The sequence below is a fragment of the Clostridia bacterium genome (assembly GCA_035561135.1).
Taxonomy (GTDB): Bacteria; Acidobacteriota; Terriglobia; order Terriglobales; family Acidobacteriaceae; genus DATMYA01.
In genome coordinates, this window is sequence record DATMYA010000052.1 from 158,987 (window position 1) to 177,731 (window position 18,745).

Consider the following 18,745-nt stretch of genomic DNA (forward strand, 5'->3'; position numbering starts at 1 on the left):
ACTTCTTAGTTGCTCTGCGTGTAAATTTGCCGAACTCCCGATGACCTTGCAACAAGCTGCAATCCTCTTTGTAACCGCGCTCGTCGGCGGTGCTGTGAACTCCGTTGCCGGGGGCGGCAGCTTCCTGTGCTTTCCTGCCCTGGTTGTGACTGGTATGCCGCCCATCAACGCGAATGCCACGAACACGATGGCACTGTGGCCGGGCACGCTCGCCAGCGTCGGAGCCTATCGCCGCGAACTAGCGGGCGAGGGGCGCAACATGCTGCTCCCGCTTGTCGTCACCGGGTTCATCGGCGGAGTGCTCGGCGCGGTCATTCTGCTCAAAACTCCGCAGGCGACTTTCCTTCGCCTAATCCCGTACCTGCTCGCGTCCTCCACGTTACTTTTCGTTTTCAGTGGAATCATCAGCAAGTGGATCCGTCAGCGCAGTGAGCACATGAAGAACCGCACTCGCCTGGCGATGCTTGGTGGCGCGCTGGTACAGTTGTGCATCGCGGTGTACATAGGATTCTTCGGTGCCGGAGCCGGCATCCTTATGCTCGCCTTGTTTGCGATCCTCGGGGTCGAAAGCATCCACACCATGAACGCTTATAAGACTGTGCTCGCCACCATTTGCAACGGCGTGGCGATTGTCACATTCATCATCGCCGGAGCCGTGGTGTGGCCGCAGGCGCTGCTCATGCTGGTCGGAGCCGCGGCCGGCGGATACTACGGCGCTTTTTACGCGCAGCGCATGAATCCCGCACACGTGCGCTACGCCGTCATCGCAACCGGCGCGGCCATGTCGCTCTACTTTTTCGTGAAACAGGGTTTATGAAACAGGAATTTTGATTTCCGCGCTCTACTGCCCCTAGCGCGAGCTCTCAAGGAGAAAGCTGTTTAAAATGGCGGTTCTGTTTACCATCGTAGGATTTTTAGCCGGAACTCTTACAACCGTGGCCTTCATGCCACAGGTACTGCATACGTTCCGTTCCAAGTCCGTGAAAGACCTCTCGTATGCCATGCTGATTAGTTTCAGCGTGGGCGTCGTGCTCTGGGTCATCTACGGCATCTATCTGAACTCCTGGCCCATGATCATCGCGAATGGGGTTACTTTCGTCTTCCAGGTCCCACTCATTTTTATGAAGGTGCGTTACTCGCGACACCAGCCATTGCCATCGCGGAATTCGTAGAAAAAGTTTTCGAAATCGGAGGCTCGCTGCTTGAAACTAAAACGCCTTCAGGTGTGCCGTAACTCGCACTGAATGGAAGTGCGGCTTTTGGCCTTGAGGGTTGATGTCTCCAAAAGCCTGTAAGTTCACACCAGGTGCTTCATTGATGACAACAGTGGTGTAGGCTGGTGGTTCTGATGAGGGTGTCTTTCTCGATTCCCAGCAGCTTGGGTTTGACGCTGTGGCTCCGAACAGATAAGATTCAATGGTTTGCCTGTACTATCAGGTCCCGGCAGGGACACCCCGAAGTCTGGCCGTCTCGGCCAATGTAGAGAACAAGAGGTTCCGCTCTCCGGGGAAGTGCAAGCGCACAGTTTCGACTCAGGTTCTCCATGCAGGCAGAAAGCTTGCGCTGGAGCGCAAGTTTACGGAGGCATTGCTATGTACGCGGTAATCCGCGCCGGGGGAAAGCAATATCGCGTCGCACCCGGGGACGTAATCCGAATTGAGAAGACTTCGCCTGCGAACGGCGATCCAACGATCGAGTTCAGCGATATTCTCGCTGTCAGCGGCTCGGAAGGCCACGTCGGCAAGGCGTCCGATGCTCGCGTCGTAGGTCAGGTGCTCGGCGACGGTCGTGCCGACAAGATCCTGGTCTTCCACTTTAAGCGCAAGAAGCAGTACAAGAAACTGCGCGGCCATCGCCAGGCTTTCACCGAGATCCGCATTTCCGAGATCAGCTTCGACGGACAGACGTTCAGCGCGCCCGAACTGCCGGCCAAGAAAGTGAAGGCTCCCAAGGCCGAAGCTTCCAAGGCTGAAGTCGCCGCTAAACCCGCTGCCGAAGCGAAACCGAAGAAGACCGCTGCCAAAAAGACGGCGGCGAAGAAGACAACAAAGAAGTAGTGTTTCCGCGTCGCGACCACAGCCTCACGGCTCGGTCCCGGCGGATTCAGCTACAAGATTGGGATTTCAGCTATGGCACACAAGAAGGGTTTAGGTAGTTCCAGAAACGGCCGTGATTCGAATGCGCAGCGCCTTGGCGTGAAGGCCTTTGGTGGCCAGGTCGTCACCGGCGGCACGATCATCATTCGCCAGCGCGGCACTCGCATCAAGCCGGGCCTTAATGTAGGCCGCGGCAAAGACGACACCTTGTTCGCCAAACTTGACGGCACAGTCAAGTTCGTCGATCGGGGCCAGTTGGGCAAGTTCGTTCACATCGATCCGATCCCGGAAGCGTAAACATTTCGATGCGCCTTGCGCATCGGGCTGTTCAGGCGTGGCGAGGAATCCCTTTTCAGCACCGCCTCGCGTCGGCTCTAGTAGGTTAAGGTCAGCCCGGCCTCAGCGCCGGGCTGTGCGTTTTTCGCATGTGAAAATTCCGGGCTGCTACTGGTGGGTTGCTGCGCCCGGAATTTCTTCACGACTGTGTTTCCTTCCCGGCGGCCACGCATCTGTCAAAAAGTGTCGAATCTATGTTTGTTGACGAGGCAAAAATCCGTGTAGCGTCCGGCGGTGGCGGAAACGGCTGCATGGCCTTCCGCCGCGAAAAGTTTGTTCCGCGTGGCGGTCCTTCCGGCGGCGACGGCGGCCGCGGCGGCGACGTCCTTATGGAGGCCAGCGAGCGCCACAACACGCTCGTGCATTTTCGTTTCAATCCCGAGTACAAGGCGCAGCGCGGACGCCACGGCGAAGGCTCCAATCGAACCGGCGCCGAAGGCGAAAGCATCGTCCTCAAGGTTCCCGTTGGGACGATCGTCTATGACGCCGAGACTGGCGAGCTGGTACACGATTTCAGGCGTCCGAATGATCGCATCGTTATCGCCAAGGGCGGACGCGGAGGACGAGGCAATGCCCGGTTCGCAACGGCGACGCATCAAGCGCCACGAGAGTGCGAGCCCGGACGCGCCGGCGAAGAACGCCTCCTTCGGCTTGAACTCAAACTGCTGGCCGATGTCGGTCTTCTCGGTTATCCGAATGCGGGCAAGTCCACGCTTATCTCGCGGATTTCCGCCGCACGCCCCAAAATCGCCGATTATCCGTTTACGACCTTGCAGCCCAATCTCGGCGTGGTCGCCGTCGGTGAAGAACCTGACCAGGTCAGCTTCGTCGTCGCAGACATTCCGGGCATCATTGAGGGTGCCAGTCAGGGTGCCGGCTTGGGCGTACAGTTCCTGCGCCACATCGAGCGCACGCGTTTGCTCGTGCACCTGGTCGATGTTTCCGATGCCAGCGGCCGTCCCGATCCGGTGAAGGACTTCGACGTCATCATGGGAGAGCTGGAGAACTTCGGCGCAGGACTTGCCGCGAAGCCGATGTTGCTCATTGCTTCCAAGATTGATGCCGCCAATGAGGAAAAGCTCGCGAAGGTGAAGAAGTTCGCAAAGCGCAAGAAGTTGGAGTTCTATCCCATTTCGGCTGTCACCGGAGAGGGCATCGAGGAACTCAAGTGGGCCATGGCGCGCAAGGTGCAGGAGGTTCGGGAAGCTGCCGCTGCCGAGGAGGCCGTGGATAACTTTGGTGAAACAAGCACCTCGTCCCGCTGACCACATGGGCAGGCAATTCACTGCGTCGCCCTGACATCACAATAGGCAGTTGCACAGCAGGCGGGGTGCGGCAGAGCTCCCCCCGTTACGTGCGGGTTACGCCCCGGGTTTTCTGCTTGATCATTGCCGGTTGCACAACGGACACTAGCCACGGGACGTAACCTTTTCGCAGAATGAATATCGCAATTTTCGGTGGCACCTTCGATCCGGTTCATCACGGTCACCTCGCCGTCGCGCGTGCTGCGGCAGAACGCTTCCAGCTTGGGCGCGTTTATTTTGTGCCCGCAGACATTCCGCCGCACAAGCAGACACAAGCAATCACGCCTTATTACCACCGCTATGCCATGCTCGCGCTTGCCCTGGCCGGGGAGAAGAATTTCGTCCCATCGCTGCTCGAATCGCCGGAGATCATCCAGGCGGAAGGCAAGCTTGCCAGCTACAGCATCGACACCGTTCGTCGCTTCAAACAGCGCGTTCGCAAGGTTGACCGCCTCTTCTTCATCATCGGCATCGACGCCTTTATGGATGTTGCCAAGTGGCGTAGCCCGGTCGAGTTGTTGCAGGAGTGCGAGTTCATCGTCGCCAGCCGTCCCGGGTATTCGCTCAACGACGTCGCCTCCGCACTGCCTGAGACGTTGCGTCCAGCAGAACAGGTGAGCAGACTTTTCAAGCAGCAGCCAGCTGGCGGCGATATCGTTCTCGCCGGGACGACCATCCACCTGCTGGACGAAGTGAAAGAAGCGGTCGGCGCCACCAAGATTCGCTCCGCCGTCGCGACAGGCAGGCCAATTGCCAACTTCGTCGGCCCAGAAGTGGCTGAGTACATTCGTAAATTGCAGCTGTATAAGCCGGGGAAACCGGAGCCCGGCAACCCCGAGCCCAACCGCCTTGAAACATTGACAGTGCGAACCAACGGCGGACAGGCCGAACATCGCAAACAGTTGCACGTAGTCGGTGGCCGCAGCCATCGCAAAAACCCCTGAAGCAGGGATCGTGCAGCAGCTCGCACACACTATAAAGACGAGGACTGATGAAGCAGAGCGAAGTCAAGAAGCAGGTTCGAACCGTACTCACAGCCGCGAATGAGAAGAAGGCGGAGAACATCACCATCCTGGAGCTTCCAAAAGAATCCAGCGCCTTCACCGACTATTTTGTAATTTGCACGGGTAGCAACCCGCGACAGGTACAAGCCATCTCCGATGAAGTCGAGCAGAAACTCTCGAAGCTCGGCGTGGAACCGAATCATCGCGAGGGCCACGATACCGCCGAGTGGATTCTTCTCGACTACGTGGACTTCGTTGTCCACATCTTCTCGGAGAACGCTCGTAAGTTCTACGATCTGGAACGGCTTTGGAAATCCGCAAAGCGCTGGACCGAATCCGAGCTGAAAGCCGTGCCAGCGAAAAAGGGAACAGCCTCCCGGAAAACTGCCGCTGCGCGCAGAAGCGCAGCACCCGCGCGCAAGACCGCAGCCAAGAAAACCTTGGCGAAGAAGACCGTGGCTCGCAAAGCTGTTGCTAAGAAAACCACCAAGAAACCAGTGTCGAAGAAGCCGCGTGCGCACGTGCGTACGACGAAGGGCTAATCACGATGCCGCGCCGGACTGACGCGTTCGGCGCCGGCGTACCTTCGCGTTCAATCGATACTCCGTTACCCGACACTCCGCCCGCTTCTACTGGCGTTTCTGACAACGCCATTGGAGCGCTTACTCCAGACGCCGTGCTCGGTTCGTTCGTTGCGTCAGATGCCAGCAGTCTGCGCCTGCTCGAGCAGATTCGCAGAGTCGCGGCTGCCGCATCCACGGTGCTCGTGCGTGGCGAGAGCGGCTCCGGAAAAGACCTCGTTGCATCGCTTCTGCATTACCTCGGCACCAACGCCAACGAGCCTCTTCTCAAGATCGATTGCGCCAGCCTGCCGCAGGAACTTCTTGAAAGCGAGCTGTTCGGCTTCGAGAAAGGCGCCTTCACGGGTGCCACGCAGATGAAGCGCGGCCGCCTGGAGAGCGCCGGAGCTGGAACCATCATCCTGGATGAAATCGGTGCGCTTACCATCTCAATGCAGGCCAAGCTCCTGCGCGCCATCGAAGAAAAGCGCTTCGACCGACTTGGCGGACACCGGCCCATCGCCTTTCACGCCCGCATCATCGCCCTCACCAGCATCGATCTGGAAAGCGCCGTCGCTCGCCGGACCTTCCGCGAAGACCTTTATTACAGGCTCAACGTAATCCCGCTCGTCATCGCGCCCTTGCGCGAGCGCCCGGCAGACATCGCGCCTCTGGCTCAACATTTTCTGCTTAAGCTCGCCACCATGCATCGCAAGCCGCACCACTGCTTTGCGCCGGAGGCTATCTCGGCCCTCGAGGAGTACAGCTTTCCAGGGAATGTACGCGAACTGCGCAACATCGTCGAACGCGGTATCATCATGAGCACATCGCCAGAGATTGGACCGGAAGACTTGCCGGCATACGTGCGCCGAGGTAGTTCGACTTCCAGCAGCAAACTGACGCTCGAAGAACTGGAGCGCGGCTACATCGAGGAAATTCTGGATCACACACGCGGCAAGAAGTCGAAGGCTGCAGCCATTCTGGGTATCAGCAGAAAAACACTTCTGGAGAAACGCAAGAAATACGGTCTGCGTTAGCTACGCCCCTGCGCTACATCGCTAGCCTCCCGCTCCTCGTGCCGTTCTTTCGCAGGTTCTGTAGCCTCAGGCGCTTGCCAGCGCCAGCGATTCACCCGAAGCAACGCCAGCACCACGACCCCTACGAGGCCAAGTCCGAATAAAGCCAGCAGAGCCAATCTATTCTCCCGCCGTATGTGCGTGATGGCCGTAAGGGCCTAGTGTAGTGATCACTTCGTGTACCGTATCTACTTTCCAGTCCTGTGGCGCCTCGATCTTCATCTCGCGCCGGATCTGTTCGTTCATCAAGAGGCGCTTCATCAGCCCAAGTTGCATGCGCAGCGCGCCCGGTTTCAGATCCTCAAGGCGGTCTTCAGGACGCAAACGGTCTTCCGGCACGCCCGTGCCTTGGGCAATCATTTGCAGAATTTTCCGCACGTCCTCCGCCGGGATGCCTGACCTGGCATAGAAGTGCGCGTAGAAATCTTCGAAGGCCATTGGCGCCCGTTGCTGCCAGATGGTCATGACGCCTGTGTTCACCAGCCGGCTCTCCTGGCTCATGCGCCGAAAAATGGCGAATACGATGAATAAAACGACGCCGAGCACGATCCATTTCATAGCCCGTCTCCGATGCGACTATACGCCAGCATCACCGAACTGATAGCCTCGTTCCCGTGAAGCTTCGCGTGGCATGGGTTGGCAAGACGAAGGAAGCGGCCATCCAGTCGCTCACGGCCGAGTACGCCAAACGCCTGGCGCGCTACGTCCCAACTGAAACGCACGAACTCCCCAGCGAAGTCGCCGTCCTCAAACTGGCCGACAAAGTGGCGCGCACCGCGCCCGTCATGGTCCTGCTCGATTCGCGTGGTAAGCAGCTCAGCTCAGAGGAGTTAGCCGATCTTATTCGAGACTATCAGGACTGCGGCACGCAGGAGTTGCTCTTCGCCATCGGTCCTTCGGATGGATGGAGCGAGCCGTCGCTAAAGGCCGCCACAGTTCGCCTCTCCCTTGGACGCATGACCCTGCCCCACGAACTCGCCCGCGTCGTTTTGCTGGAACAACTCTACCGAGCATTTACAATCCTTAAGGGACATCCGTATCACACGGGGCACTAGCGCGTTTGGGAGCCGCGGATGAACGCGGATTGAGCCGAACGACATTGTCACGACGAAGCTTGAGAGCCGTGTAGCATTAGGGATCCTTCGACTCGGGGTGGGCTCCTCGCTCAGGAAGACACGAAAGCTACGAACGCATCGGAGGTTAGTGTTTGCGAATGAGAACTGAAATCCGCGTTGACACACCAGAGCCTGCGGCGGTCTTGCCGTGAGCGATGTCCGCAAAGGCCTCATCATCGTCAACACCGGTCCCGGTAAAGGCAAGACGACGGCCGCCATGGGAACCGCTTTGCGGGCCGTCGGCAACGGTCTGCGCGTCCTGATGCTTCAGTTCCTGAAGGGCTCGTGGCACTACGGCGAACTGGATGCCGTCCAGGCGTTTGGCGACCGGTTTGTCATGAAGCAGATGGGACGCGGTTTCGTGAAGGTTGGCGGCGCCGAGACCGATCCCGAAGACATCCGTCTGGTGGAAGAAGCCTGGGCGGAAGCGGCGCAGGCAATCCTCTCTGGCGAGTGGGATCTCGTGGTGCTCGATGAGATCAATTACGCCATCAGCTACAAGATGCTCGATCCGGAGAGAGTACTCGAGGTTCTGAAGCGGCGTCCGGAAATGGTGCACGTGATCTTGACGGGGCGCAACGCACACCCCACAATTGTTGACTTGGCAGATACCGTGACCGAGATGCGTGAGGTCAAGCACGCATACCAGAAGGGCATTCAGGCCCAGCGCGGCATCGAGTACTAGAATTCATGGCGTGCTCTCAGCGCCTTCATCCCCAAGCCGTCGGTCGCAGCCGCGGCATTCCGTTCCCGGTCGGCAGCATCGGCTGGTTTAGCTGAGAACCGGGAACCGAGAACTGAGACCTGCTTTTATGACGTGGTTTAAGCGGCAATCGCAACAGTTAGACACATCGGGCGAGAAGAAAGTCCGCACCGAAGGGCTCTGGGTCAAGTGCGACCAGTGCCGCCAGATCATCTGGAAGAAAGACCTCGAAGAGAATCTGAACGTTTGCCCCAAGTGCGACAAGCACTTCCGCGTGGACGCCCGGATGCGCCTGGCGCAACTCTTCGACGACGGCGAGTTCCAGCTTGAAGACATCAACCTGTCTTCCACGGACCCGCTGAAGTTTACCGACCTAAAGCCCTATGCCTCGCGTCTCAAGGCAGCGAAACAAACGACGGGCCTCAAGGACGCCATCGTCAACGGGCGCGGCAAGATCAACGGACACCCGGCCATTGTCAGCGCCATGGAGTACTCGTTCATCGGCGGCAGCATGGGCGCTGTTGTTGGCGAAGTCATCACCCGTGCCGTAGAGAAGGCCACCAAGGAACGCCTCCCGCTCATTATCGTCGCTGCCTCGGGCGGCGCCCGCATGATGGAAGGCGTTGTCAGCCTCATGACCCTGGCCAAAATTTCTTCTGCGCTTGGACGCATGGACGATGCAAGGGTTCCCTACATAGCCGTCCTGACCGATCCGACGACTGGCGGCACGACGGCATCCTTCGCAATGCTCGGCGACCTCAACATCGCCGAACCGGGCGCGCTCATCGGTTTCGCCGGACCGCGTGTCATCGAGCAGACAATTCGGCAAAAGCTTCCTGAAGGCTTCCAACGCAGCGAATTCCTCATGCAGCACGGAATGCTCGACGCGGTCGTTCACCGCCGTGATCTCAAGGGCTACATCGCGCGCGCAATTGAATTCATGATGCCAGTCCCAGCATAATCGCCGGCAAGTTCCGTATCCAGATCCGTTCAGCAAAGGACGGATCTGGACGCGACTTCTGACCGCACGTGCACTCGCAAAACATCAATCCCTCACAGATCGCGCTGTTTGTCCGTCACAGATTCCCTACCCTGGCTTCCCTACAATTAACAAACCAAGGAGAGCCATCATGTCCACACCCTCCGTTTCACCGAATACCGCAGTCACCATCCAAAACCTCCAGGCAGCCTTCAACGGCGAGAGCAATGCCGCTGCCAAGTACGCGCTCTTTGCCAGCAAAGCCGGTGAAGAAGGGTACGCTCGCGTTGCCAGCCTCTTCCGCGCTGCTTCGCGTGCCGAGCAGATACACGCCGCCAACCATGCTCGCGTTCTCGAGAAGCTCGGCGCCAAGCCGGAAGCGAAGATCGAAACGCCGGAAGTGAAGTCGACCGCCGAAAATCTCAAATGCGCCATTGCCGGGGAGGAGTACGAGCGCGATGTCATGTATCCGGGCTTCATCCGCGAAGCCAAAGCGCAGAACAACTCCGCCGCCTTGCGCACGTTCCAGTTCGCGCTCGAAGCCGAAGCCGAGCACGCCAGCCTCTACACGGTGGCCCTCAACTCGCTCGAGCAGCAACGGACCGCGACGGCCTTCTACGTCTGCGTAGTGTGCGGATACACGACGGCCGATGCCGAGCTGGTCCGCTGCGCCATCTGCAAAGCGCCGCGCGAGAAGTTCGAATCAATCATTTGAGTTTGCAAGCCATGTATTTCGAGCGCTGGCACCCGGTTTCGGGCGCCGTTGTCCTCCTGAGCGAAGCGACGCAGTCGCGAAGTCGAAGGACCCCTTCGATCTGCGCGGAGCTGGCAAAATGGATCCTTCGACTTCGGGCTTGCGCCCTCGCTCAGGAAGAGAACGGGGCTCTTGCTTTCGGAAGCTTGGCGTCTCGCCGAAGGTCCGCCATTCGTGTATAGTTCGGCATCTGACCGGAGGGAAGAAAGATGCGGTTGCAAAGACTGGTTGTGATCGGACTTGCGCTGTCGCTGGCTACGCCGCTCGCGCTCGCGCTCGCGCAACAGACGACTAAGAAAGACGGCAAAGCTGCCAAGACGGAGCAGAAGTCCGCCGCTCAAGGGCCTCAGAGCAAGCCTGAGCAGAGCGCTCCGCAGCCCTCGGACGAGATCAAGAAACTGGCACGGCACTTCGTAGGACGATGGAAAGTCACCGGCAAGGTATTGGACGAGAACTGGATTCCCGGTGGAGCCGAAGGCTCCGGCATGGAGGTCGCGCGACGTGGTCCTGGCGGCTTCTCGGTGATCTCGGATTCGCGCATGGATTTCGGTAAGATGGGTCCGTTCGCCGGACATGGCGTCACGTACTGGGACGCCAGCAAAAAGGCCTACTCCGGTTTTTGGTGTGACGCCTGGGGGCCAACTTGCGAACCGGTCGGCGAAGGAAAGTGGGAAGGCGACAAACTCGTGTTCACCGCTGAAATGAAGATGGGCGATCAGACGATCCCCACCCGCCAGACCTACAGCAACATCACTCGCCAGGGTTTCGACTGGTTGATGGAGAGTGGCGACGGCAAGGGCGGATGGAAGCCCTCAATGTCCATGAAATATGAACGGGCGCAACGTGGCGGGCGTGGCATGGGCATGGGACATGGCGCAGCATCCGACAAAAAACCAGCCGAAAGCGCGCCGAAACAATAGCTTCACGGAGCCTTCGCCTCTCGGCGGAGGCTCCATCCTTGGCTGGCGATCGAAAGCTAGTCATTGGAAGCTAGCCGCTATAAGCTTAGAAGCCGGGCGACTGACTAAGTCCTCCCTCTCATAGCCAATGCTTCCCTACTCCACTGCCGTCGACCGCCTTTACGAACTCGGACACGAGTTATACCGAACACCTTCTCACAAGTTCGATCTTGCGCATATGCGCGTCCTGCTCGAACCGCTCGGAAACCCTGAACGCCGCTTCCCCTCTGCGCTCATTGCCGGAACGAACGGAAAAGGCTCCACGGCCGCGACGCTCGCATCCATTCTTCGCGCCGCTGGGCACCGCACTGGCCTGTACACGTCGCCGCACCTGGTGCGCATCAACGAACGCATTCGCATCAACGGTGAAGCCATTTCCGACGGCGACTTCGCCGCGGCCTACGAGCGCGTTGAGGACGTTGCCGAGAGGCTCGTGAGAGAAGGCAAACTTCCCTGGCATCCCAGCTTTTTCGAGATGCTCACCGCCATGTGCTTCGAGTATTTCGGGCGCTCCGGCGTGCAGGTTGCCGTGCTCGAAGTCGGCATGGGCGGACGCCTCGATGCCACCAACGTCGTCGAGCCATGCGTCTCCGTGATTACCGACATCGCGCTCGATCACCAGAAGTACCTTGGCGACACCATTGGCGAGATCGCGAAAGAGAAAGCCGGTATCTTCCGGCGCGACCGTCCCGCCGTAACGCTTCCGCAGCATCCCGAAGCGAATGACGTTCTGGGTCGCGCCATGATCGACGCAGGCGCTAAGGCCGTGAACGCCACGCGCTACATGCCGCCCATGTCTCCCGGAGCGGCCAGCCTGTTCGATGCCTCCGCACCCGAGCGCACGCAATATTGCCTGACAGTAATGGGGCGGGAGATTTTTGTCGACTCGCCCCTCGTCGGACGGCACCAGATTCGCAATCTTGCGCTGGCCATCTCAACCGCGGAAGAACTTTCCGCCTGCGGCATAAGCGTCAACGCCGACGACGTAGAGCGCGGCGTCCGCGAGACGCAGTGGCCAGCGCGCTTCCAGTTCGTCGCCGCCGACTCATCCCGCAACACGCCCGATATCGTGCTCGACGTCGCACACAATCCCGCCGGGGCCTGGGCGTTGCGTTCGGCGCTCAGCGAACGGTTCCCGGACCGCCGCCTCTTCTTCGTCTTCGGCGCCATGCGTGACAAAGCCATTGCCGAGGTTGCGGAAGTGCTCTTCCCGCTTTCCGAACACGTCGCCGTCACCACCGCCGCGAATAATCCGCGCTCTGCGACCGCCGCCGAAGTCGCCGAAGCCGCTGCGCGTACCGGTGCCGACCTGACGCAAACCGCATCGGTCGCGGACGCGCTCAATGTTGCATTCACTCTCGCGCGCGACGCCTCGGCAAAACCGCTACCGATGACGGGCGCACCCCTTGTCGTCATCACAGGTTCTATCTACATCGTTGGTGAAGCGATAGGAATCTTGCGAATCGGATAGCTTGTAATCGGGTAATTTGAAACCAAGGCAACGGCCTCGAAGCTCTGCGCTCCAAGGCCGTTGATTCCAATTACACATTTCCCGATTACCCGATTACAAATCGCCTTTAGTGTCTGTGCAGGTCCTTGTGCATGATCTTCCGCGTTTCGTGCAGACGATCATCCGCTGGCAGATCTACAAGTCTCTGATTCATGCCTTCATCCTGCTGCTCACGCAACAGGTTGGCGACGTAGTCCACTACCTCCGTCGGGAACAGTCCATCGCGCTCGTACAAGCCGCGCTTCTCTTCCAGCACCCGTGCCGATTCCACACAACTCTTCGGCAGTGGTTTCAACGAGTTCAGCAGCTGTTCGTCCTTAAAGATGTTGCCGCGGACGTAGAGCTTTTCCGCAATTTCCAGCGACTCCGCGTGGGTCATGCCCCACTCTGCCGCCATCGTTAGTCCGGCCAACAGCAGGTGCACGATTGCCGAACCATCCGGCGAACGCAGCTCCACCGTTTGCCGGCCATCGCGTTCCCTGAACTCGCTCGTCTGTTGCGGATTCAGCTTGCCCGCCAGGTGCTGTAGCCGTCCCCAGCCGAGCGGCACGCGAATCATCGCCGAGCGATTCATATCGCTCCAGCAGATGCGCGTCGGCGCTTCCTGGTTCGGCACCAGCCGCAGATACGCCGAGCTCACTGTGTTCCCGAACGCCGTCAACGTATCGGCGTACGTGCACAGCCCGCCGATCAGCTTTCGCGCATCCGTCGAAAGTTTTCCTGTGTCGTCGGTCATTACATTGCGGCCATTCTTCAAGATTTCCATGTGGATATGGAATCCGTTCCCCGCCACGCCTTCCTCAATCTTCGGCGCAAATGTCGCGACACACCCGTGCTTGTAGGCAACGTTGCGGATCAGCCACCTCGCCATCGCAAGATGGTCGCCCGCATCCTCTACCGGCGCCGGAAGGAATTCAATCTCCAATTGCTCGGCGCTCTTACCCTTGATCTCGCCGAGGTCGCTACGCACGCTGTCGATGTAGCCGACCTCGCTATGCGCGTACTTCACCACGCCGGTGATCTGTGCGATATAGCGCATCATCTCGTTCACGATGGCGCCGCTCTTCACGAACGGTGCGGACGCGTGGTATCCGCGCTGCTTATCTGCCGGAAACAGGTGCGAAGGCGTATCGCTCAGCAGGAAGAATTCCAGCTCGCCGAGCGCGTGCAATTCAGCGCCCGTGCGCTGGGTGAATAGCTGCGAAGCATTGTGCAGAATCGTATCCGGGGCGAACGGCGCCATCTGCCCATCGCGCGTCAGGTAGCGGCACGTCAGGTCGAGGCTTCCTTCATCGAATGGATTCAGGAACGCCGTCTTGTACAGCGGCACTACGTAGAGGTCGGAGAGCGCGGTCTGCACCATGCCCTTGAAAAGTGAAGAGCCGTCCACGCGTTCGCCGTCGGCCAGGATGCGCTCGGCCTGGTAGCGATTCGCGATAGGAATCTTCAACTCTTTGTATTTGCCGTCGAGCGCTGTGTAGTGCAGCGTAATGCGCTCGATCTGGCGCTCTTCGATGACCTTGATCAGGTCTTCGCGCGTGAACTCCTCACGCGGCTTGTCAACGATCAGCGAAATAGGATTTGTGAGTGCGTAGCTCTGTCGAGTTAGTTCTGCGGTTGCGACCATATAAGCTCCGAATCTAGAAGCAAAGCAGGATACCAACGCCCCCGCAACCTGTCACGCACACCCGTCACACCCCTCGGTAGCTATCGCACACGGCCGTTGTGCTGGTGCAAACCTCTTTTTCATTTATCCTAAGCTCAGGCTGATGAGTTCATCGACACACAACAAGACCGCTGCGCGCCGCTGGCTTTGCTACCTGGTCATCGACCCTCTCGTGTATCTCTATACGGTGGTACTCGGCACGCTATCGCTGCTGTCGTCGTTTTTCGATCGCAGCGGACGCATCCAGCATGGCTTCGCGCGTCTCTGGTCATCGTTCATTCTGCGCACAGCGGGCTGCCCCGTTTCCGTCGAAGGCCTCGATAAGATCGACACATCGCGTTCTTACATCTACGCAGTCAATCACATTTCGGCGCTCGACATCCCCGCTCTTTACATGGCAATGCCGTTTCAGTTCCGCATTATGGCGAAGCGCGAACTGTTTCGATATCCGTTTCTTGGATGGCACCTAAAGCGCTCCGGGCAAATCCCCATCGAGCGAGAGAATGCGCGAGCTTCTCTTCGCAGCCTCATTCAGGCCAGCGAAGCTGTGCGCAATGGGATGCCGCTTCTGGTCTTTCCCGAAGGTGGCCGCTCGCCCGACGGGCAGATCAAGCCGTTCCTCGCCGGAGTCTTTTACGTCGGCATCAAGGCCGCCGTGGAAATCGTGCCCATGGCGCTAGTTGGCACCTATGAAGCCTTGCCGATGAATACCTGGGTCATCTACCCGCGCCAGTTCCGCCTGGTAGTAGGAGAACCCATTTCCACAGCCGGTCTGGCCCCGCGCGATATGGAGCAACTTGCGGCACGCACCCAGAAGATCATCGAGGACCTCTACTACGCGCACTCCGACGTCCCCGACCCGCGCGCACCCGCCACCGCCCAAAACGCGGAACTCCATCGCGCGTCGGAATAGCGAAGGGAACTCGGCACATCGCGCCACACAGCATTACAATCTAGGTTTACGAATACGCAACACGATTTACTAATCACTCATCACTGGCTTATGAAACCCCGAATCGCCATTCCGACGCCGAACTCCGATGCCGCGTATTCCACACGCACTCTGCCGAAATACATGGGCGCCGTCGAACGGGCGGGCGGCGAGCCGGTCGAAGTGTCCATCCTGGCGACGCCTGGCGAAATCGCTCAGCTCGGCAAAACGTGTGACGCCGTGTTGCTTCCCGGCAGTCATGCCGATGTGGATCCGCAGCGGTTCGGCGCCGAGCGCGACCCGCGAACCGCTGCGCCAGACCCGCGCCGCGAAGATGCAGACGAGTTACTGATTCAGGATGCCCACAACATGCGCAAGCCGATCCTCGGAATCTGCTTCGGCATGCAGTCGTTGAATGTCTGGCGCACGGGCACTCTCGTCCAGCACATAGAGTCGCCGGTGCGGCACGCGCGGTCGAGCGGCGTGCCCACGACTGAGTCCATCACGCACCCTGTCGTGGTCGAGTCCCATTCGCTGCTCGCGCGTATCCTGGGTCAGCAGCACGGCTCGCCCAAGATCACCGTCAACTCCAGCCACCACCAATCGGTCCAGATAGCAGGCGACGGACTTCGCGTGTGCGCCCGTTGCCCAGACGACGGCATCATCGAAGCCATAGAGAACGTCTCGCCCGCGCAATTCATCATCGGAGTGCAGTGGCATCCCGAGCGCACCTATGACGAGGACGAGCAGTCCAAAGCCATCTTCCGCGCGCTCATTGAGGCCGCACGGCAATGGCATGAGCGCATGATGAACGGCGGCAAGCCAGACTTTGAATCCATCGGTCACTAAAACCCAGTCCAGCAGCATCTTGTTTCCTGAAATGCGTGCCCTCCAAGGACGAAAAGCCGGCTGTTGCGATGGCCAATGACTGTTGCTCCCTCAGCCGTTGTTATAATTCGCGGCGGATGCCCGTCACACTCTCTTTATCCGATCAGGTCGCCATCGTCACCGGAGGCTCGCGCGGAATCGGCGCAGCCTGTGTTCGCATGTTCACCGAAGCCGGCGCGCGCGTCGTGTTCAATTATCAAAAGGCCAAGGACGCCGCCGACGCGCTGGTTCGCGAGTGTGGCCCCGACCGCTGCCATGCCGTGCAAGCAGAACTCGACGGTAGCGGCACCGAGCAGCAGTTGGTCGAAGAAGCCGTTCGCCGCTTTGGACGCGTTGATGCGCTCGTGGTCAATCACGGCATCTGGCCGCCTCACGAGCAGCCCATCGACACCATGCCGGAGCAGCAGTGGCGGCGCACGCTGGCCATCAACCTGGAAAGCGTTTTTGCTCTCGTCAAGCATTCCGTCGCGCAGATGAAGAAGCAGGCGCAAGGCGGTCACATCGTCGTCGTCAGTTCCACGGCAGGTCAGCGCGGCGAAGCCTTCCACTGCGACTACGCGGCGTCCAAGGGGGCCGTCATCAGCATGGTCAAAGGCCTTTCGACGGAGCTCGCGCGCGATGGCATTTACGTGAACTGCGTTGCTCCCGGCTGGGTAGCAACCGACATGTCTGCGCCTGTGATGGCGGACCCCGTCGCACGGGAAAAAGTTTTCGGCAGCATTCCGCTCGGCCGCATGGCTAAACCGGAAGAACTCGCTGCGCCCATTTTGTTCCTGTGCACAAAGCACGCGGGTTTCATCACCGGCGAGGTCTTCAACGTCAACGGCGGTGCCGTGCTGGTTGGCTGAAGCTTCCTGAAGCGGGAGCTCTGAGTGCGCATCTAACTTATGACAGTCCTTATGAAGAAGCTCGCAATTTCGCTACTCCTGTGTTCCCTGCCGGCTTGCGCGCAGACTGTTCCGGCAGCGGCATCGTCGGCACAGAGCACCGTACCTGTCGCGGTAACGCAAAATGCCGATCCCAGCGCACAGAAAGCGCGCGCGCTTCTGGAAAAAATGATTGCAGCGCTCGGCGGCCAGTCCTACCTGACGTTTCAAACAAAGACCGAGCAGGGGCGCACCTACGGTTTTTACCAGGGACAGCCAACTGGCTCTGGCACTCAGTTCTGGCGCTTCTGGAAGTTCCCCGACAAAGATCGGACAGAGTTGACGAAGAAGCGCGATGTCATCTACATCGTCAACGGAGACCAGGGCTACGAGAAGACATACAAGGGAACAGCCGCCCAGGAACCGGACATACAGGAAGACTATCTTCGACGACGCACGCACTCCCTGGAAGTCGTCCTGCGGCAGTGGCTGAAGCAGCCGGGAACCATGCTCTTCTACGACGGTGCTGCGACGGTCGAGCAGAAACTCGCAGACCAGGTCAGTATCGTCAACGCACAGAACGATTCGGTCACTATCGCCATCGACCAGACGAATTCGTTGCCGATCAGGCGACTCTTCACCTATCGCGACCGAACCGACAAGCTGAAAAATGAAGACGCTGAGGTCTACGGTAACTTCCGCATGATCGAAGGCGTGAACACGCCGCTTACGATCTCGCGCATGAAGAACGGACTTATGACAAACCAGCGCTTCCTGAACGAAGTGCATTACAACGTCCCGATGCCGGAGTCCATGTTCGAAGCCGGGGTTACCTACGACCCCTACAAGCTAAGTGGCCCACGCAGATGATGCTGCCCGCCGAGAGCGTAACGCCCCTTTTCGGGGGCGCGTAGTCGATCTGACGCTCAGGACACCCTCCGAGTCACAGAATCTCACCTCCGGCCAGTTCCTATTTGCCACGGATGTTGCTTTATTACCACAGCTCCGACATGAAACCTGACTGGTAATCTGTTTAGAGGCACAAACATACGAGAGTAGACGTTTGAGTTACGAACAGACAATCCGTTCGGCGGTTGCATGTAGTGGTGTGGGCCTGCACAGCGGAGCGCCCGTCACGATGCGCATTCTGCCTGCCCCTGCAGGCTCTGGAATTCTCTTCCGCCGTGTCGATCTGGACGGATTCATCCTGGAAGCCAGCGGCCGTAACGTCGCGCGCGTCAGCTACGCGACCAGTTTGATGAAGAAAGGCGTCCTGATCTCGACGACGGAGCACCTGCTCTCGGCCTTCATCGGCGTAGGTATCGATAACGCGATCGTTGAACTCGACAACCTCGAAGTACCGATTCTCGACGGAAGCTCGCTCCCCGTCGTGGAGATGGTGCTGGGTGTCGGCGTCAGGCGGCAACGCCGTAAGCGCAGCTACCTGCGGATTCTTCGTGAGTTCGAGCTTACGGAAGGCGACAAGTTTATCGCCGTCTACCCGGCGGAAACCTATTCAGTTTCTTACACGATCAACTTCCCTCACCCGCTCATTGGCCGCGAAGCTTTCGAGCTCGAACTCAGCAATGGCAGCTACCTGCGCGAGCTGGCGGGAGCCCGCACATTCGGCTTCCTGGAGCAGGCGGCAACGTTGCAGAACATGGGACTGATTCGTGGCGCATCGGAAGAGAACGCCATCGTCCTGACACGCGATGGCCTGAAGAACGGACCGTTGCGCTACCCCGACGAGTTCGTGCGCCACAAGGTGCTGGACCTTATCGGCGATCTCGCGCTGCTTGGTCACCAACTGCTTGGGCGCGTTGTCGCCGACCGTGCCGGCCACGCCATGCACACCGCACTGGTGTCGCGCATTCTTAAAGACCCTTCCATGTGGGAGCTGACCACCATGGCAACCCCCGACGAGCAACCCGCGCCAGAACACGTCCATGCACTCGAAGGCTCACTGTAGAGCCTCGCCGTCCGTAGCACTTCTAGAAT

At 59.2% G+C, this 18,745-nt stretch carries 21 protein-coding genes; 19 read left to right on the forward strand and 2 right to left on the reverse strand.

The window, feature by feature from the left end; translation table 11 throughout:
- The first annotated feature begins 40 nt into the window (after positions 1-40).
- The 8 genes from VN622_11915 (at position 41) to VN622_11950 (ending at position 6,337) form a co-directional block, all read left to right on the forward strand.
- The gene (locus VN622_11915) at positions 41-817 is read left to right on the forward strand and encodes a sulfite exporter TauE/SafE family protein (protein HWR36565.1); all 777 of its coding nucleotides are present in this window, start codon (positions 41-43) and stop codon (positions 815-817) included.
- A gap of 67 nt (positions 818-884) precedes the next feature.
- Positions 885-1,172 (forward strand): SemiSWEET transporter, encoded by a 288-nt coding sequence (locus tag VN622_11920; protein ID HWR36566.1) that lies wholly within the window; start codon positions 885-887, stop codon positions 1,170-1,172.
- 420 nt (positions 1,173-1,592) lie between these two features.
- Positions 1,593-2,057, forward strand: coding sequence for a 50S ribosomal protein L21 (gene rplU, locus VN622_11925; protein HWR36567.1), 465 nt, complete (start codon positions 1,593-1,595; stop codon positions 2,055-2,057).
- Between the two features lie 72 nt (positions 2,058-2,129).
- Positions 2,130-2,393, forward strand: coding sequence for a 50S ribosomal protein L27 (gene rpmA, locus VN622_11930; protein ID HWR36568.1), 264 nt, complete (start codon positions 2,130-2,132; stop codon positions 2,391-2,393).
- A 233-nt stretch (positions 2,394-2,626) separates the two neighbouring features.
- Entirely contained in the window at positions 2,627-3,697 is a 1,071-nt protein-coding gene (obgE, locus tag VN622_11935) for a GTPase ObgE (protein ID HWR36569.1), read from the forward strand.
- 173 nt (positions 3,698-3,870) lie between these two features.
- Positions 3,871-4,680, forward strand: coding sequence for a nicotinate-nucleotide adenylyltransferase (gene nadD / locus VN622_11940; GenBank protein HWR36570.1), 810 nt, complete (start codon positions 3,871-3,873; stop codon positions 4,678-4,680).
- 47 nt (positions 4,681-4,727) lie between these two features.
- Positions 4,728-5,282, forward strand: coding sequence for a ribosome silencing factor (gene rsfS, locus VN622_11945; protein ID HWR36571.1), 555 nt, complete (start codon positions 4,728-4,730; stop codon positions 5,280-5,282).
- Between the two features lie 5 nt (positions 5,283-5,287).
- Positions 5,288-6,337 carry a sigma-54 dependent transcriptional regulator gene (locus VN622_11950; protein ID HWR36572.1) on the forward strand — a complete coding sequence of 350 codons (1,050 nt, stop codon included), beginning with the start codon at positions 5,288-5,290 and terminating at the stop codon, positions 6,335-6,337.
- 159 nt (positions 6,338-6,496) lie between these two features.
- On the opposite strand, the gene VN622_11955 is transcribed toward VN622_11950, so the two are convergent.
- The gene (locus VN622_11955) at positions 6,497-6,934 is read right to left on the reverse strand and encodes a hypothetical protein (GenBank protein HWR36573.1); all 438 of its coding nucleotides are present in this window, start codon (positions 6,932-6,934) and stop codon (positions 6,497-6,499) included.
- A 68-nt stretch (positions 6,935-7,002) separates the two neighbouring features.
- Here VN622_11955 and VN622_11960 point away from each other — a divergent pair, with 68 nt between their 5' ends.
- The 6 genes from VN622_11960 to VN622_11985 all read left to right on the forward strand — a co-directional run bounded on the left by VN622_11960 (position 7,003) and on the right by VN622_11985 (position 12,357).
- On the forward strand, positions 7,003-7,431 hold the full coding sequence (locus VN622_11960) for a 23S rRNA (pseudouridine(1915)-N(3))-methyltransferase RlmH (GenBank protein HWR36574.1): 429 nt from the start codon (positions 7,003-7,005) through the stop codon (positions 7,429-7,431).
- A gap of 208 nt (positions 7,432-7,639) precedes the next feature.
- A complete protein-coding gene (cobO, locus tag VN622_11965; protein HWR36575.1) occupies positions 7,640-8,176 on the forward strand; it encodes a cob(I)yrinic acid a,c-diamide adenosyltransferase in 537 nt (178 codons plus the stop codon).
- Positions 8,177-8,303: 127 nt separating this feature from the next.
- A complete protein-coding gene (gene accD, locus VN622_11970; protein ID HWR36576.1) occupies positions 8,304-9,155 on the forward strand; it encodes an acetyl-CoA carboxylase, carboxyltransferase subunit beta in 852 nt (283 codons plus the stop codon).
- Between the two features lie 169 nt (positions 9,156-9,324).
- Entirely contained in the window at positions 9,325-9,888 is a 564-nt protein-coding gene (locus VN622_11975) for a rubrerythrin family protein (GenBank protein ID HWR36577.1), read from the forward strand.
- A gap of 248 nt (positions 9,889-10,136) precedes the next feature.
- Positions 10,137-10,847, forward strand: coding sequence for a DUF1579 family protein (locus VN622_11980; protein HWR36578.1), 711 nt, complete (start codon positions 10,137-10,139; stop codon positions 10,845-10,847).
- A gap of 127 nt (positions 10,848-10,974) precedes the next feature.
- Entirely contained in the window at positions 10,975-12,357 is a 1,383-nt protein-coding gene (locus VN622_11985) for a folylpolyglutamate synthase/dihydrofolate synthase family protein (GenBank protein ID HWR36579.1), read from the forward strand.
- A 106-nt stretch (positions 12,358-12,463) separates the two neighbouring features.
- Here VN622_11985 and VN622_11990 read toward each other — a convergent pair whose 3' ends face one another.
- Positions 12,464-14,023 carry a glutamine synthetase family protein gene (locus VN622_11990; protein ID HWR36580.1) on the reverse strand — a complete coding sequence of 520 codons (1,560 nt, stop codon included), beginning with the start codon at positions 14,021-14,023 and terminating at the stop codon, positions 12,464-12,466.
- 142 nt (positions 14,024-14,165) lie between these two features.
- Here VN622_11990 and VN622_11995 point away from each other — a divergent pair, with 142 nt between their 5' ends.
- The 5 genes from VN622_11995 (at position 14,166) to lpxC (ending at position 18,716) form a co-directional block, all read left to right on the forward strand.
- Complete coding sequence (locus VN622_11995) at positions 14,166-14,975, forward strand: lysophospholipid acyltransferase family protein (GenBank protein HWR36581.1); 810 nt, start codon at positions 14,166-14,168, stop codon at positions 14,973-14,975.
- 90 nt (positions 14,976-15,065) lie between these two features.
- Positions 15,066-15,842 carry a gamma-glutamyl-gamma-aminobutyrate hydrolase family protein gene (locus tag VN622_12000; GenBank protein HWR36582.1) on the forward strand — a complete coding sequence of 259 codons (777 nt, stop codon included), beginning with the start codon at positions 15,066-15,068 and terminating at the stop codon, positions 15,840-15,842.
- Between the two features lie 116 nt (positions 15,843-15,958).
- Positions 15,959-16,729 carry an SDR family oxidoreductase gene (locus VN622_12005; protein ID HWR36583.1) on the forward strand — a complete coding sequence of 257 codons (771 nt, stop codon included), beginning with the start codon at positions 15,959-15,961 and terminating at the stop codon, positions 16,727-16,729.
- A gap of 51 nt (positions 16,730-16,780) precedes the next feature.
- Positions 16,781-17,617 carry a hypothetical protein gene (locus VN622_12010; protein HWR36584.1) on the forward strand — a complete coding sequence of 279 codons (837 nt, stop codon included), beginning with the start codon at positions 16,781-16,783 and terminating at the stop codon, positions 17,615-17,617.
- A gap of 193 nt (positions 17,618-17,810) precedes the next feature.
- Positions 17,811-18,716 (forward strand): UDP-3-O-acyl-N-acetylglucosamine deacetylase, encoded by a 906-nt coding sequence (gene lpxC, locus VN622_12015; protein ID HWR36585.1) that lies wholly within the window; start codon positions 17,811-17,813, stop codon positions 18,714-18,716.
- The last annotated feature ends 29 nt before the right edge of the window (positions 18,717-18,745 follow it).